Raw genomic sequence first — 15,483 nt, forward strand, 5'->3', positions numbered from 1 at the left:
GGGTCAAAGCGTCAGGGTCAGCCTGCGCTCGAAACCGATCCGCCCGCGGTACGCCTCACCGGTATCCACCCAGCCCTGGCCCATGTAAAGCCCGATGGCAGCCGAGTTGTCCGCATCCACCGACAGCATCAATTGAGTGATGTCCGGCCATTTCAGGCGCAGAGCCGCCGGCAACGCCTGCAGGCACGCCTTGCCCAGCCCTTTGCCCTGTTCACGGTGATCGATTTGCAGCGCATGCAGTGTCGCCGTCAGATCCTCCTGCGCCCAATGCGGCAGACAATCATCACGCTTGAGCAGGAAGAACCCGACGGGCTTCTCGTCACCGAGCAGCGCAAAGCCGCAAATATTCGGACTGGGTCTGACCAGAAGCGTATTGAGCGCGGTGTAAATATCGCCGGAGAACTGTATCTGTTCCTGCGTAACCTCGAGGTATCCGAGCTGCTGGCGTTGAGAGGCGGTGAGGTCGTGGTAGTCGACCAATCGAGTCTGCATGAGCAACCTGCTGGCTGATTATTGTTGAGGCGGGCAGGGTACAGGAACGAATGGGGCGGTTTCGAGGATTTGTCACGCCGATGACCGATGCGCATTTGCCTTTCAGCCCCGGCACACAAGTGCTTGAGCCCCCTCGAAATTTTTATCCGAAGCAACGGTTGTAAACTCGCGCAAGACCGGTACAATGGCGCGGCTCGCCAACTGGTGAGTGTCGTTATGGTGACCCCATCGGTCCCCCCGCAACGATTACCCGTGAACCTGGTCAGATCCGGAAGGAAGCAGCCACAGCGGGAACATTGTGTGCCGGGGTGTGGCTGGTGGGGGCACCACCTTAACGAATCTTCAGTCGGTCCTCGACGCAGTTGTCCTGAAATCCCCATACCTCCCCGTACATCCAAACGCTCGCCATATGCCGAACGCGCGTTAGCTTTCCTGCGTCTGTGTCCGCGCAGGAATACCTTTTGCACTGAGTGTGACCATCCCGATATAGAACGGTCGGTAACGCGATCCGAATTCGTCTGAACCCTCGGCGCCATGTGCCACCTAACCCCTTACGCGTCGCTTGAAACCGTTTTACGGCAAGGGGCAATTCAAGTCGCTGCGGGTGTCACAGGCTTTTCGGTCAGGCGTCTCGCAGCAGTGGAGCCGGGGGCCGGATGGAACAGGACATCATCAGATTTTTCACAGACTCGCAATTTCTGGGCATATCGCTCGCCAACTGGATACTGGCTATCTTCGCCTCGACCCTGAGTTTTATTCTGGTCCGGGGCGTGATCGGTTTCGTGCTCAGAAAGATGCGTTCGCGTGCAGATGCGCCCAGTACGCATATGCGATACATCGTGGTGCAGGTGCTGTCCGGCACCAGTAATACCTTGTTGCTGCTGGCTTCGATCCTGATCGGCATCGGCATCCTCGATCTGCCGGAACGCTGGCTCGGGCGGGTCAGCAGTCTGTGGTTCGTGGTCGCTGCATTGCAGGTCGGGCTGTGGGCAAACCGGGCGATTGCGCTCGCGTTGCAGCGCTACTTCGTGCGTCACAATGCCGGTGGCACCTTTCAGGGCAGTGCGTTGGCCACGTTGAGTCTGTGGGGCGCGAAAGTGTTGCTGTGGGCCACGGTGGTCATGGCGATGCTGTCGAACGTCGGGGTCAATATCACTGCGTTCGTCGCCAGCCTCGGGGTCGGTGGTATTGCGGTCGCGCTGGCGGTGCAGAACATTCTGGGTGATGTGTTTGCCTCGCTGTCCATCGCGGTGGACAAGCCTTTCGAAGTTGGCGACTTCATTGTCGTCGGTGCGCTGTCCGGGACGGTCGAGCACGTCGGCCTGAAGACCACGCGCATCCGCAGCCTGGGGGGCGAGCAGATCGTGATGGCCAACGCCGACATGATCAACAACACCATCCAGAACTACAAGCGCCTGCAGGAACGGCGCATTGTCTTCGAGTTCAGGCTGACCTATGACTGCTCGGTCGATCAGATCAGGGAAGTGCCGAAGAAAGTCGAAGCGATCATCAACGCGCAGAAACTGGCGCGTTTCGACCGTTCGCATTTCCGGGGTTTTGGCGAGACATCACTGGAATTCGAGACCGTTTTCATCGTGCTCGACCCCAGCTACAACGTCTACATGGATGTGCAGCAGGCGATCAATCTGGACATCATGGAAGCCTTTGCCGAGCTGGATGTGCGTTTCGCGTTCCCGTCCCGCACGGTGTACGTGGCGTCCCTGCCACCGGTGAAAACCGCTCGTCCTACTGCGCTGGAAGCTGCCGACGCGACAACCTGATGGAATCAGGCCGGAAACTGCAGCGCGTTGGTCAGGTCGCCCATCGGCGTCTGGCCACGCGCGATCATGGCCTCGTCGCGACGTTTCAGACCGTCAAGTTTTTCCAGACCATGTACGCGGGTGATCAGGCGCAGGATCGAGGCAGTGTCGTAAACCGTGTGGTCGACCTTGCCCTTGCGGGCGAAAGGCGAGATGACCAGCGCCGGAACGCGTGTGCCGGGACCGAAGCGATCGCCCTTGGGCGGTGCGACGTGGTCCCACCAGCCGCCGTTCTCGTCGACGGTGATGACGATCACCATGTTGTCCCACTGCGGGCTCTTGCGCAGCACCTTGATGACCCGGTCGATGTGTCGGTCACCCGCCGCCACGTCGGCGTAACCGGCGTGCATGTTCAGGTTGCCTTGGGGTTTGTAGAAGGTAACGGCAGGTAACTTGCCGGCTTCGGCATCGGCGAGGAAGCGATTGGTGCTTGACTCGTCACCCAGCCCACCGTCACGCAGACGCTTCTTGCGTTCTTCAGGGTGCTGTGGACCTTGCTGCTTGAAGTAGTTGAACGGCTGGTGATGATATTGAAAGTTGGGGATTTTCGGGATCCCGGTGGAGTCCTTGAATTCATCCAGCGTCACTTGCCAGGCACCGGCATACCAGGCCCAGTCCACATTCCTTTTCGACAGCTTGTCACCGATGTGCTCGTGGCCTTGCGGAACAAGCACGTTTGGCAGATCCGGTTTCGAGTAATCAGGGTTCTGCGGGTCGCGCAGCCAGGTTGGCCAGTAAGGCGGGGCCATGGTGTTGACGGCGTAATTGTCCGGCGTGATAGCGCTGGGCCCGAACTGTGGCGGTCCGTCCATGGCGCTGGCCGGCGACTGGTCGAGCGGTTTGAGGCGCGGGTCATGCGGGTTGAAGCTCTGCAGAGTAGCGATTTGCGACTTGGCCGGAGATTCGGCGGCGTTCGGGTAAATAGGCGCGGTGGCTGAAATCAGGTACTGGTGGTTGAGGAACGAGCCGCCGAAAGCACCCTGAAAGAAGTTGTCACACAGCACGAACTCCTTGGCCACGTCCCACAGGCGCAGCGAGTACTGAGTCTGTGCGTAGTTGCCCATGGTCAGGCCGCCCGCATCAGCCCAGGCCACGAAACGATCATTCTTGCCGTCGTTGATCTGCATCTGGTTCTGGTAAAAGACGTGCCACAGATCGCGGGTCACCAGGCTCAGCGGCAGGTCTTCACCCTTTGGCCCCTTGAGCGGGAACGGCGCGTTGGGCAGGTCTTGCTGAAACTGCTCGCCCACCGGATAGGTCACGCCATCGACGGTTTGCGGTCCGACCTGCAGCACACCGCCCCAGGCCGGTGGCAGTTTCGACAACCGCGTGCCGTCGCGGTCGCGCTGCTCGTAATCGGAAGGCCTGAGCGAAGAGAGTGGCTTTTCGACGCCGGGGAAATCACCGAACAGGTTATTGAAGCTGCGGTTCTCGGCGTAGATCACCACGATGGTTTTCACATTCTCGCGCAGGGCGCGATCCAGCGCGGGTCCGGCAAGGTGATGGTGCCGTTCGTTGTCGCCAGGCGGCTTTTCGTGGGCGGAAACGTAGCTGCTCAGGGTGACTCCTGCACCCAAGGCAGCCATCCCGCCCAGAAAACGACGGCGGCCGGGGTTTTCGTTGGTATCTTCGTCGTCTGGTCTGTCGCTCATCGCCAAATACTCGCGCTGGTTAATGTGTTACCAAAGATTTCAGGCGAGCGTAACGATGCAATATGACGCTATTGCGACAGCGCAGATGAAGGATCAGGGAACAGTGGGCGTGGTGTAGTGATCAATGATTTGCTGGATTTCTCCCGACAGGCGCATCTGCACCAGCGTGCGCAAAATTCTGCCCACTGGCAGGTCGGCGTTGTTGCGGATCAGGCAGGCGGCTGGCTGTTCGGCGACCAGCGATATCGGCTTGAGTTTCTTGCCGGCAGGCAGGTTCCGATTGGTCCATTCTAGGATCAACTGATTGGTCACCGCATAGTTGTAGCGCCCGGCCATCAGTTTGCCGAGCGTCTGGTTCTGCGTGCGTGCGTCTTCACGGATCAGTTTATGATTCTCGAAAAGATGCTGCAGGGCCGGGTAGGTATAGCCCAGCACGGTACCGACGGTTTCATTGTCGAACTGTTCGGGGTAGGGGCCGGCAGCCGTTGCCGCCGAAGCGACCAGCCAGTCGCGCTGATAGAGAATCGGCAGGCTCCACAGGTAGTCCCCGGACAGGTCCGGGTACCACGCCTGGGCGCTGTAGCAGTGCATGTCGACTTCACCGCGCTCCAGCGCCGACTGGATACGCAGGCGCGGCATCACGTGATAACTCGCTTCAAGGCCCACATGGTGTGCAAGGCTTTGCATGATGTCGAACAGAATGCCGGATTCGGGACGAAAGTCGGTGATGTGCATCATCGGCATGGTCCAGCCTTCGTTGACCGCAAAGCTCAAGGTCTCCTGCGCCGCGCGACCGCTTTGCGGCAACAGCAATAGCAGGCAGACCGCCGCTGCACGAGGCAGCCGCGGCGTGGTGAAGGCCCGGATAAAGCGCGTCAATAGAGTCATTTGCACAGCTTAGCCACAATACAGACGGACACCAGATGCAATTTTGCCCCTGCTCGGCTAGCATTGGCGGTCTTCCGCTTACCAGTTGCGACGGTTTTAAATGAGTTATCAGGTTCTTGCACGTAAATGGCGTCCGCGCTCGTTCCGCGAAATGGTCGGCCAGGCTCATGTGTTGAAGGCCCTGATCAACGCGCTGGACAGCCAGCGCCTGCACCATGCCTATCTGTTTACCGGCACACGGGGCGTCGGCAAAACCACTATCGCGCGCATCATCGCCAAGTGCCTGAACTGTGAAACCGGCATCACCTCGACGCCCTGCGGCACCTGCTCGGTGTGCAAGGAGATCGACGAGGGCCGTTTCGTCGACCTGATCGAAATCGATGCCGCCAGCCGCACCAAGGTCGAGGACACGCGCGAGCTGCTGGATAACGTGCAGTACGCGCCCAGTCGCGGTCGTTTCAAGGTTTACCTGATCGACGAAGTGCACATGCTTTCCAGTCACTCGTTCAACGCCTTGCTCAAGACGCTTGAAGAGCCGCCGCCCTACGTCAAGTTCATCCTCGCCACCACCGATCCGCAAAAGCTGCCGGCGACCATTCTTTCGCGCTGCCTGCAGTTCTCGCTGAAGAACATGACGCCTGAACGTGTGGTCGAGCACCTGACCCACGTGCTGGGCGTCGAGAATGTGCCGTTCGAAGACGATGCGCTGTGGCTGCTCGGGCGCGCCGCCGACGGTTCGATGCGTGATGCGATGAGCCTCACCGATCAGGCCATTGCCTTCGGCGAAGGCAAGGTCATGGCCGCCGATGTACGTGCCATGCTCGGCACGCTGGACCACGGCCAGGTGTTCGATGTGCTGACCGCGTTGCTGGAAGGCGATGCCCGCGGAGTACTGGAGGCGGTACGTCACCTGGCCGAGCAGGGCCCTGACTGGAATGGCGTGCTCTCGGAAATCCTCAACGTGCTGCACCGTGTGGCGATTGCCCAGGCGTTGCCGGAAGGTGTCGACAATGGTCATGGCGATCGTGACCGGGTGCTTGCCCTGGCGCAGGCCCTGCCTGCCGAAGACGTGCAGTTTTACTACCAGATGGGCTTGATTGGTCGTCGTGACCTGCCGCTGGCACCTGATCCGCGTGGCGGTTTCGAGATGGTCCTGCTGCGCATGCTGGCGTTCCGGCCTGCCGACAGCGATGACGCGCCGAGGCAGCCGCTAAAGCCAGTGGGGATCAGCCAGGCCACGGTTGATTCCCGAAAAGCAGTGGCGGATGCGACACCTGTTGCATCGGCAACTCCCGCAGTGTCGACCGCCCCGGTGATGGCTGCGCCCGATCCGGCCTTCGAAGCGCTGCCGCCTGCGGCAGCTCCGATGCCGGCCGCAGCCGCCTGGGCAGAGCCCGCGGTACAGCCGGAATCCAAGCCGGAGCCACAAGCCGCGCCAGTCGAAGACCTTGACCTGCCTTGGAATGAGCCGAAGTCACCAGTTGCTGAACCCGCCGCCGAAACTGCGCCTGATAGCGAAGCCGAGCCAGTAGCCGAGCCGGTTCTGGAGACCGTTTCCGAGCAGCCCGACCTGACGCCCATGCCGACACCTGCGCCCGCCAGCCCGGTGCCGGCCGCGCCCGAGGCCGAGCCCGCGCAACCGGTTGCCGAGCAGTCGGTCACGCCGGCAATGCTCGAAGCCATCCCGGACTCTGCGTATATGTCCATGCACGCCGACGCCATGTCTTCCGACTCCGGGCCCATGGGCGGTGATGACGAGCCGCCAGCGGACGACGATTACGTCGAGCCGGATATCGATATAGACCCGGCGTCCTATAGCTATCTGGATGAGCTGGCCCACGAAAGTGTCGTCGAGCTGGAAGCCGTCGAGCCGGAGCCTGCCCCGGCGGCCAAACCGGCCACCGGTCTTGCTGCCGAGTGGCTGGACGTATTCCCCAAGCTGCCGATCTCCGGCATGACCGGCAGCATCGCGGCCAACTGCACATTGATCTCGGCCGATGGCGACAACTGGCTGCTGCACCTCGACCCGGCGCACAGCGCGCTGTTCAACTCGACCCAGCAGCGGCGCCTGAACGATGCGTTGAACCAGTACCATGGGCGCACGATCAATCTGAATATCGAGTTGATCAAGCCTGAGCAGGAAACCCCTGCGCAGGCCGCTTCACGGCTGCGTGCCGAGCGTCAGCGCCAGGCCGAAGCCTCGATCCAGGCCGATCCGTACATCCAGCAGATGCTGCAACAGTTTGGCGCTGTTATCCGGGAAGACACGATCAAACCCGTGGACGCGCCTGCGGTACAGGCTCAATAACTGAACACAGGGCGCCGCTGGCGCCACGCAAACGAACCATCCATTTTCGAGGAGATATCCCATGATGAAAGGTGGCATGGCTGGCCTGATGAAGCAGGCGCAGCAAATGCAGGAAAAAATGGCCAAGATGCAGGAAGAGCTGGCCAACGCGGAAGTCACCGGTCAATCGGGCGCAGGCCTGGTGAGCGTGGTGATGACCGGTCGTCATGACGTCAAGCGCATCAATCTGGATGACAGCCTGATGCAGGAAGACAAGGAAGTGCTGGAAGACCTGATCGCCGCTGCCGTCAACGACGCTGTGCGCAAGATCGAGCAGGCCAGCCAGGACAAGACAGCTTCCATGACTGCCGGCATGCAGTTGCCGCCCGGTATGAAGCTGCCGTTCTGACGGTCGTCCGGGTCATGATCAATGCCAGGCCCTGTGCCTGGCATTTTTCTGTCTGCTGTGTGGCTGGCCGGGCTCCGTTGTTCGGCTTCATCACTACCATCAGTATTTGGCCTGAGCGACTGAATTGAGCGACAATCGTTCCCCGTCTCTGGAGTGCCCCATGTCTGAGCCCATTGAAAACCTTACTGTCGACGCCGAGCTGGACGCAGTCGGGCTGTTTTGTCCGGAACCTGTGATGATGTTGCACCAGAAGGTGCGTGATCTGCCTGCGGGCGGTCTGCTCAAGGTCATTGCAACCGATCCGTCCACGCGTCGCGATATTCCGAAATTCTGTGTATTCCTCGGTCATGAGCTTGTTGCAGAGCAAGCCGAAGAGGGCACGTTCCTGTACTGGATCCGCAAGAAGGCCGACTGATCGTCACATCGCTGCAACCCGCGCCTGTTCACGACGCACCTGTTCCCGATTCGAGCAGGTCCCTGTTCGCCAGACCCAGAGAGTCTTCCATGCGCATTGTTGCTGACGAAAATATTCCCCTGCTCGACGCTTTTTTTGCTCATTTCGGTGAGATCCATCGCTTGCCGGGCCGCGCCATGGACCGTGCCGCCGTGGCTGACGCCGACATCCTGCTGGTTCGCTCCGTCACCGCAGTGACCCGCGAACTGCTTGAAGGCAGCCCGGTGCGTTTTGTCGGGACCTGCACCATCGGCACCGATCACCTGGATCTGGACTGGTTTCAGCAAGCCGGTATCCAGTGGGCCAGCGCACCGGGCTGCAATGCGCGTGGCGTGGTGGACTACGTCCTCGGCAGCCTGTTGACCCTGGCTGAAATCGAAGGCGTCGACCTTGCGCAGCGCACTTATGGTGTGGTCGGTGCAGGGCAGGTGGGTGGTCGGCTGATCAGCGTATTGAAGGCCCTGGGCTGGAACGTGCTGGTCTGTGATCCGCCACGCCAGGCTGCCGAAGACGGCGACTTCGTCAGCCTCGACGAGATCCTGCAGCGCTGTGACGTCATCAGCCTGCACACACCTCTGAGCAAGACTGGGGCGTCACCGACCTGGCACCTGCTCGACGACGCGCGTTTGCGTCAGCTCAGGCAGGGTGCCTGGCTGATCAATGCCAGCCGTGGTGCCGTGGTGGATAACGCAGCGCTGCACGACGTGTTGCTTGAGCGGGAAGACCTGCAGGCCGTGCTGGACGTGTGGGAAGGTGAGCCGCAGGTCAACGTCGCGCTGGCTGACCTGTGTGTTCTGGGTACACCGCATATCGCCGGTTACAGCCTGGATGGCAGGCAGCGCGGCACCGCACAGATCTACCAGGCGCTGTGTGGCTTTCTTGATCAGCCCGCGACCATCGAGCTGGACGATTTGCTGCCAAAACCCTGGCTGGCGCAGGTCAGTCTCGACGCGGACTGCGACCCGGTCTGGGCGCTTAATATGCTGTGCCGCGGCGTGTATGACCCGCGGCGTGACGACGCGGATTTCCGTCGCAGTCTGACCGGTGACACCGTCAGCCAGCGTCTGGCCTTCGATGCATTGCGCAAGCAGTACCCGCCACGCCGGGAAATCGAAGGGCTGAAGGTGCACCTGGAAGGTGAGTCCGAGGCGTTGGCGCAACTGGTGCGCGCGCTGGGTGCGGTGCTGGTCTGATTGCCAGCCGCGCTATCGGGCAATAAAAAACCCGACCTTGTGGTCGGGTTTCAAATGTCTGGTACAGCTCGGTCTTATTTTTCCGGGGTTACCCAGTGCTTGTCGCATTCCTGGCAGGCAGCCTGAACCATTTCTTCGGTGATCAGGACTTCTTCCCCGTGCTGGTCGAGAACTGCACCGCCAACCGGCAGATTGGGCGTGGCTCGAACGACCTGAACTTCGTTGCTGCGCTCTTGCGGGTTCATTGTGTTTCTCCTTTCATCAGGTAACGGCGTTAAGTTAACCGCGCTTGATGACCGGTCCGTTACAGGTTCTGTCAGCCGCTCAAACGCGCTCCAAGTGCAACAGAGATGATGCAAATCTGCCAGCAGGCGCTTAGATCGATGTCTTATAGTGGCCTCTGTAAAGCAGTCATAACCTGACTCTGGAAGCCGACCGCAAGTTCATTCGAAATGATATTCGGCGCGCCTGGCGACACAGGTGTAGGCTTTGCAACTCAGACAGATCGGGCAGACAGGCAGGTTCATCGTTCATGATTTCACGGATTACCCGGCGTCATCGCCAGGCCTTGCGTCTGGCTGCGAGTTTCATCGCGCCGTATCGCTGGCAGGCGCTCGGCGCATTGCTGGCATTGGTCATCACCGCCGGTATCACCCTGTCGATCGGGCAGGGCATCAAATTGATGGTCGATCAGGGTTTCATGACCCGCTCAGCGCAGTTGCTCGAGCGCTCGATCGGGTTTTTCATGCTGCTGACGGTCGGCCTCGCCATCGGGACCTTTGCCCGTTTCTACCTGGTGTCGTGGATCGGCGAGCGTGTGGTTGCCGACCTGCGCAAGAAAGTATTCGATCACCTGATCGAGCTGCATCCGGGCTTCTACGAGAACAATCGCAGCTCGGAAATCCAGTCGCGCCTGACCGCCGACACCACGCTGTTGCAGTCGGTGATCGGCTCGTCACTGTCGATGTTCCTGCGCAATGCGCTGATGGTCATCGGCGGTATCGTGCTGCTGTTCATCACCAACCCCAAACTCACCAGCATCGTGGTGGTGGCGTTGCCGCTGATCATCGCGCCCATTCTCATGTTCGGACGGCGGGTACGAAACCTGTCGCGCGAGAGTCAGGACCGGGTCGCCAATGTGGGCAGCTACGTGGCCGAGGCCCTGGGGCAGATCAAGACGGTGCAGGCCTACAATCACCAGCAGCAGGACAAACAGCGTTTTTCACATACCGTGGAGCAGGCCTTCGAGACCGCCCGCAAACGGATCCTGCAGCGCTCCTGGCTGATCACGCTGGTGATTGTCCTGGTGCTGGGGGCGGTGGCGGTGATGTTGTGGGTGGGCGGCATGGACGTGATCAGCGGCCGCATTTCCAGCGGTGAGCTGGCAGCGTTCGTGTTCTACGCGCTGATGGTCGGTATGGCGTTCGGCACGTTGAGCGAAGTGATTGGCGACCTGCAGCGCGCCGCCGGTGCTGCAGAGAGGATCGGCGAGCTGCTTCAGGCGCGCAGCGAGATCAGCGTACCGACCACTGACCTGCAGAGCCTGCCGCAACGCATCAGTGGGCGTCTGGCGCTGGAGAATGTCACCTTCGCCTACCCGTCGCGCCCCGAGCGCAATGCGCTGGATAACCTGACCCTGAGCATCGAGCCCGGTGAAACCCTGGCGCTGGTCGGGCCCTCCGGAGCAGGCAAGTCGACCATCCTCGATCTGCTGTTGCGTTTTTACGACCCGGTTCAAGGGCGCATTCTGATCGAGGGCGTACCGGTCAAGCAGCTCGATCCCCATGATCTGCGCCGCTGCTTCGCGCTGGTTTCACAATCGCCTGCGCTGTTTTTCGGCAGTGTCGAGGACAACATTCGCTACGGTAACGCCACTGCCAGCCTTGAGCAGGTACAAGCGGCGGCGCGCATTGCCCATGCGCATGAGTTCATTCTCGAAATGGCCGACGGCTACCGTACGCATCTGGGTGAGGGCGGGGTGGGATTGTCGGGCGGACAGCGGCAGCGCCTGGCGATCGCCCGTGCCTTGCTGGTCGATGCGCCGATCCTGTTGCTGGACGAAGCGACCAGTGCGCTGGACGCGCAGAGTGAGTACTTGATTCAACAGGCCCTGCCGAGCTTGATGCAGGGGCGCACCACGCTGGTCATCGCTCATCGGCTGGCCACAGTGCAGAATGCCGACCGGATTGCCGTCATGGATCAGGGGCGGTTGGTGGCGGTGGGCACCCATCAGCAGTTGATTGCCAGCAACCCGCTTTATGCGCGACTGGCGGCGTTGCAGTTCAATGTCGGAGTTGAATAGGAGAGGGCGAGGAGGGCTTGCGGACAACGTGGGAGGTCAAGCCCCCCACCTGGTGAGCCTCAGCGATATTCGCACAGGTAGGCGGTATCGACTTTGACCTGAAGCTGGAACTTGCTGTTGGCCGGTACGTTGAACTGGCTGCCGGTGGCGAAGGTTTCCCAGTCAGTGCTGTCCGGAAGCTTCACGCTCAACTCGCCGGAGATCACATGCATGATTTCCCGTTGCGCTGTACCGAACTCGTATTCGCCCGCTGCCATGACACCGATGGTTGCCTCACCATCGGCCTGGGTGAAGGCGATGGATTTGACGGTGCCGTCGAAGTACTCGTTGACCTTGAACATGGGCGATTCCTTTTGAAAGGGCTGAAAATGGTTCGCCAGTATGCCCAACACGGTAAAACTCGTCACGCCCCTTGCACGTCGACGCTGACGAAGCGTCGACGTGCAGCAGCACTCAATTGGGCAGAATCAACGGCAGCAGCCGGGCGGTATTGCGCGCATCGACCAGGGCGCGATGCTGTTGCCCGCTGAACTGCATGCCTGCCAGTTGCAAGGCACTGTTCAGCCCCATCGGTTTCTGCAACTGACGAGCCTGGGCGAAACGCTGTTTGAGATTGATGTGCGGCATGCCGGACAGCGCACTGTCGAGGTGATGATGACGCCATTCCTCCTCCAGTTGCTGACGATCATAATCCCCCCAGCTGGCCCAGCCGACGATGCGTGCACGGTGATGGCTCAACCAGCGCTCGAATTGTGGCCACACCGTGGTCAGCGGCGCAGCGCTGTCGATGCTGCTCTGGTTGATATGGGTCAGCTCGCGGCAGAAATGGGTCAGCAGCGGCCTGCGCGCCGGGCGCACGAAGCGTTCGAAATGGTCCAGCTCGCGTCCGTCCTGATTGACCAGTGTCGCGCCTATCTCGATGACTTCCATTTCTGCGACCGGCCATCCGCCTTCTTCGGTCGTGGCCTCAAGATCAATTACCAGCCAGTGCGGCATCATCAAGCTTCCTTACGATAGTCAATGGCTTCAGCGTAGCCAGATTAACCCGTTGCGCACACCCTGGGCTTTGCATCGGCACCCTTGTTGTTCCAACTGCTCCTACAGTGACCACGGGTGGTTGCATTGGTGCACTCGCAGTGCCTGGACGAGTATTGCAAGCGCACCGCAGTGCGCTGACGCCGTCGATTTGACAGTTGTTTAAATCACGGAAACCGCATAGCTTGGACGGCTTTGATTGATGTCGTGCTTTATGAAAAGACTTGCAGTGTTAATTGACGGTGTTGCGCGCAGGATCGTTACGGGCGCCATGCTCTTCATTCCGTTGATTGCAACGCAGCATGTCTTCGCCGCGCAGATCGTGCGAGTGGCCGCAGTGCATTTTCCCCCTTACATGGTGCGCCCTGAAAAAGGTGAAGACGCCGGTCTTTTACCCAGGTTGATCGATGCCCTGAATGGCGAGCAGGACGAATACGAATTCGTGATGATTCCGACATCGGTGCCTCGGCGTTTTCGTGATTTCACGGAAGGGCGTTTCGATCTTGCAGTCTTCGAAAACCCCAATTGGGGCTGGAAGGATATTCCCCATGAACAGATCGATATGGGACTCGAGGATGCCGAGGTCTATGTGGCGCGCCGCGTGGAAGGACGCGGGCAGGATTACTTCGACACTCTGGCTGGCAAACGTCTGGCACTGTTCAGTGGCTATCATTATGGATTTGCCAACTTCAATACCGATCAGAAGTACCTGAGCGAGCACTTCACCATTACCTCCACGTACTCCCACGACAGTAACTTGCTGATGGTGGTGCGCGGCCGCGCCGATATCGCGCCTGTTACCCGTTCGTACCTGATTGATTTCATGGCGCGTAACAAGGATGAAGCGGCCCAGTTGATGGTGTCCGACCGTATCGATCAGATCTACCGTCAATACGCGTTGTTGCGCCCGAATGGCAACATTGATGCTCCGCACTTCAGACAGCTACTGGAAAGGCTGCGCGAAGATGGGCAGATGGCGAAGATTTTCGAGCCGCTGCACATCAAGGTGCTTCCGGTAGATACCGGGATGCCGGGCAAATAGCGGAGGGCAGGTTTGCGCCTGCCACCCGGAAGTAATCAGCGGTCCTTGGCGTCCTTGGCATCCATTTCTGCGTTGCGCTCGTGGACGCGCTTGAGCTGTTCTTCAGTGAGGGGCAGTTTCTTGGCTGTGTCACGCAGCATCATCAGACCGCCGACGATCGAGCCAATGGCTACGAGCAGAATTAACCAGGCATACCAGGGCATAGCGCTCTCCTTGTTTTGATACCGGTTTGAGCAGCACGGCTGCCCAATGGTTCAAGTGTATGCGCCCTGAAGGGGTTGCGTACGAAACCATTCGCACGCAACCCCAAGATCCTCGCAATCAGTCCCCGGTCAGCATCGCGTCGGCTGGCGCATCGGCGCGCGATTTGGCGGTCAGGCTGAAGTAGATGAAGCCGATCGCCATCAGACCCAGGAAAATCAGGCCGATCAGGGCGTTGAACCAGGCCATGGCCACCAGGCACACGAGGGCCAGCGCCAGGGCGATGCCGGGTACTACCGGATAACCGGGTGCGCGGAACGTGCGCTCCAGGCCTGGTTCGGTCTTGCGCAGCTTGAACAGGCTGAGCATGCTCATGATGTACATGACGATGGCGCCGAAAACGGCCATGGTGATCATCGCCGCGGTCAGCGTCATGCCGCTCAGGTTGATCAGGCCGTCGCTGTAGATCGCGGCGATGCCGATCACGCCGCCTGCGATGATTGCCCGGTGCGGTGTCTGGAAGCGTGAGAGTCTGGCCAGCGAGGCGGGCAGGTAGCCGGCGCGGGCAAGGGCAAAGAACTGGCGCGAGTACCCCATGATGATCCCGTGGAAGCTGGCGACCAGACCGAACAGGCCAATCCATACCAGCATGTGCAGCCAGCCGGAGTTGTCACCGACCACGGCCTTCATGGCCTGCGGCAGCGGATCATTGATGTTGGCCAGCGTGCGCCAGTCGCCCACGCCACCGGCAAACAGCATTACGCCGATGGCCAGCACCACAAGGGTGAGGATCCCGCTGATGTACGCTTTCGGGATGGTCCGTTTCGGGTCCTTGGCTTCTTCGGCGGCCATGGCTGCACCTTCGATGGCCAGGAAAAACCAGATGGCAAACGGGATTGCCGCGAACATGCCGGCAATGGCTTCGGGTCCGAAAGTCTGTGAGCCCGCCCAGCCATTGAGGGCGAAATTGCTGAAACTGAAGGCCGGCGCGACGACGCCCATGAACACCAGCAACTCGGCGACGGCCAGAATGCACACCACCAGTTCGAAGGTCGCAGCCAGTTTCACACCCACGATGTTGAGCGCCATGAACACAATGTAGGCACCGACTGCTGCATGTCGGGGGTCAAGACCCGGGTATTGCACGTTGAGGTATGCACCGATCGCCATGGCGATCGCCGGTGGTGCGAAGACGAATTCGATCAGCGTCGCCATGCCGGCAATCAGTCCGCCTTTTTCACCAAAGGCACGGCGGCTGTAAGCAAACGGGCCGCCTGCATGCGGGATGGCCGTAGTGAGTTCGGTAAAGCTGAAGATGAAGCAGGTGTACATGGTGGCAACCATCAGTGCTGTTACCAGAAAGCCCAGCGTGCCTGCCGCGCCCCAGCCGTAGCTCCAGCCGAAGTATTCGCCGGAAATCACCAGCCCGACGGCGATCCCCCATAAGTGAATCGTGCCGAGTGTCGGCTTGAGTTGCGTACTCATTGTTATCTCCCTGAGATTTCGATAATCGTTGAAACATCCTGTTGCAGAGGCCGTGCCAGTGCACTGTTCATTGTCGTGTTGCTTCAAAACAGGTCGTTTGTGGAACGTCAGGGGGAACAGATTCACCCTGTTGTGCAGATTCGGTGCAGGCTAACGTAGCGATGGTCGCCGCAGGTGCAGGAAATCGTGACTTTTTACGACCGCCACTGGACAAATGCCGATC

15 protein-coding genes and 1 other RNA gene are annotated in these 15,483 nt (G+C 60.1%); 8 read left to right on the forward strand and 8 right to left on the reverse strand.

The window, feature by feature from the left end; translation table 11 throughout:
- Nucleotides 1-3: 3 nt before the first annotated feature.
- On the reverse strand, nt 4-492 hold the full coding sequence (locus BLR20_RS00050) for a GNAT family N-acetyltransferase (protein ID WP_054993730.1): 489 nt from the start codon (nt 490-492) through the stop codon (nt 4-6).
- 226 nt (nt 493-718) lie between these two features.
- Between BLR20_RS00050 and ffs the strand changes: the two genes are divergently transcribed.
- Nucleotides 719-815: signal recognition particle sRNA small type (gene ffs, locus BLR20_RS00055), an RNA gene on the forward strand.
- 333 nt (nt 816-1,148) lie between these two features.
- On the forward strand, nt 1,149-2,273 hold the full coding sequence (locus tag BLR20_RS00065) for a mechanosensitive ion channel family protein (protein WP_010427145.1): 1,125 nt from the start codon (nt 1,149-1,151) through the stop codon (nt 2,271-2,273).
- A gap of 5 nt (nt 2,274-2,278) precedes the next feature.
- Here BLR20_RS00065 and BLR20_RS00070 read toward each other — a convergent pair whose 3' ends face one another.
- Together BLR20_RS00070 and BLR20_RS00075 are read right to left on the reverse strand one after the other, a co-directional pair.
- Nucleotides 2,279-3,964 carry an acid phosphatase gene (locus BLR20_RS00070; RefSeq protein WP_054993729.1) on the reverse strand — a complete coding sequence of 562 codons (1,686 nt, stop codon included), beginning with the start codon at nt 3,962-3,964 and terminating at the stop codon, nt 2,279-2,281.
- A 93-nt stretch (nt 3,965-4,057) separates the two neighbouring features.
- Nucleotides 4,058-4,852 carry a substrate-binding periplasmic protein gene (locus tag BLR20_RS00075; protein ID WP_054993728.1) on the reverse strand — a complete coding sequence of 265 codons (795 nt, stop codon included), beginning with the start codon at nt 4,850-4,852 and terminating at the stop codon, nt 4,058-4,060.
- 100 nt (nt 4,853-4,952) lie between these two features.
- Here BLR20_RS00075 and dnaX point away from each other — a divergent pair, with 100 nt between their 5' ends.
- The 4 genes from dnaX (at nt 4,953) to pdxB (ending at nt 9,195) form a co-directional block, all read left to right on the forward strand.
- Nucleotides 4,953-7,160 (forward strand): DNA polymerase III subunit gamma/tau, encoded by a 2,208-nt coding sequence (dnaX, locus tag BLR20_RS00080; protein ID WP_054993727.1) that lies wholly within the window; start codon nt 4,953-4,955, stop codon nt 7,158-7,160.
- Nucleotides 7,161-7,221: 61 nt separating this feature from the next.
- Nucleotides 7,222-7,548 carry a YbaB/EbfC family nucleoid-associated protein gene (locus tag BLR20_RS00085; RefSeq protein WP_002552818.1) on the forward strand — a complete coding sequence of 109 codons (327 nt, stop codon included), beginning with the start codon at nt 7,222-7,224 and terminating at the stop codon, nt 7,546-7,548.
- 160 nt (nt 7,549-7,708) lie between these two features.
- Nucleotides 7,709-7,963, forward strand: a complete 255-nt coding sequence (gene tusA, locus BLR20_RS00090) for a sulfurtransferase TusA (protein ID WP_054993726.1) — start codon at nt 7,709-7,711, stop codon at nt 7,961-7,963.
- A gap of 89 nt (nt 7,964-8,052) precedes the next feature.
- On the forward strand, nt 8,053-9,195 hold the full coding sequence (gene pdxB / locus BLR20_RS00095; protein ID WP_054993725.1) for a 4-phosphoerythronate dehydrogenase PdxB: 1,143 nt from the start codon (nt 8,053-8,055) through the stop codon (nt 9,193-9,195).
- A gap of 74 nt (nt 9,196-9,269) precedes the next feature.
- Here the strand turns inward: pdxB and BLR20_RS27685 are convergent, their stop codons facing one another.
- On the reverse strand, nt 9,270-9,440 hold the full coding sequence (locus BLR20_RS27685; RefSeq protein WP_010427136.1) for a PA1571 family protein: 171 nt from the start codon (nt 9,438-9,440) through the stop codon (nt 9,270-9,272).
- Between the two features lie 287 nt (nt 9,441-9,727).
- Here BLR20_RS27685 and BLR20_RS00105 point away from each other — a divergent pair, with 287 nt between their 5' ends.
- Nucleotides 9,728-11,497 (forward strand): ABC transporter transmembrane domain-containing protein, encoded by a 1,770-nt coding sequence (locus BLR20_RS00105; protein ID WP_010427135.1) that lies wholly within the window; start codon nt 9,728-9,730, stop codon nt 11,495-11,497.
- A gap of 59 nt (nt 11,498-11,556) precedes the next feature.
- On the opposite strand, the gene ppnP is transcribed toward BLR20_RS00105, so the two are convergent.
- Complete coding sequence (gene ppnP, locus BLR20_RS00110; protein ID WP_010427133.1) at nt 11,557-11,838, reverse strand: pyrimidine/purine nucleoside phosphorylase; 282 nt, start codon at nt 11,836-11,838, stop codon at nt 11,557-11,559.
- A gap of 112 nt (nt 11,839-11,950) precedes the next feature.
- Nucleotides 11,951-12,493: a 3'-5' exonuclease gene (locus BLR20_RS00115; RefSeq protein ID WP_010427132.1), complete on the reverse strand. Its 543-nt coding sequence runs from the start codon at nt 12,491-12,493 to the stop codon at nt 11,951-11,953.
- 241 nt (nt 12,494-12,734) lie between these two features.
- On the opposite strand from BLR20_RS00115, the gene BLR20_RS00120 reads away from it, so the two are divergent.
- A complete protein-coding gene (locus tag BLR20_RS00120; RefSeq protein ID WP_032611366.1) occupies nt 12,735-13,574 on the forward strand; it encodes a substrate-binding periplasmic protein in 840 nt (279 codons plus the stop codon).
- Nucleotides 13,575-13,609: 35 nt separating this feature from the next.
- On the opposite strand, the gene BLR20_RS00125 is transcribed toward BLR20_RS00120, so the two are convergent.
- Nucleotides 13,610-13,777 (reverse strand): DUF2897 family protein, encoded by a 168-nt coding sequence (locus BLR20_RS00125; RefSeq protein WP_003378661.1) that lies wholly within the window; start codon nt 13,775-13,777, stop codon nt 13,610-13,612.
- 118 nt (nt 13,778-13,895) lie between these two features.
- Nucleotides 13,896-15,260, reverse strand: a complete 1,365-nt coding sequence (gene eat, locus BLR20_RS00130) for an ethanolamine permease (protein WP_054993724.1) — start codon at nt 15,258-15,260, stop codon at nt 13,896-13,898.
- Nucleotides 15,261-15,483 lie beyond the last annotated feature (223 nt).

The sequence above is a fragment of the Pseudomonas congelans genome (assembly GCF_900103225.1).
Lineage (GTDB): Bacteria > Pseudomonadota > Gammaproteobacteria > Pseudomonadales > Pseudomonadaceae > Aquipseudomonas > Aquipseudomonas congelans.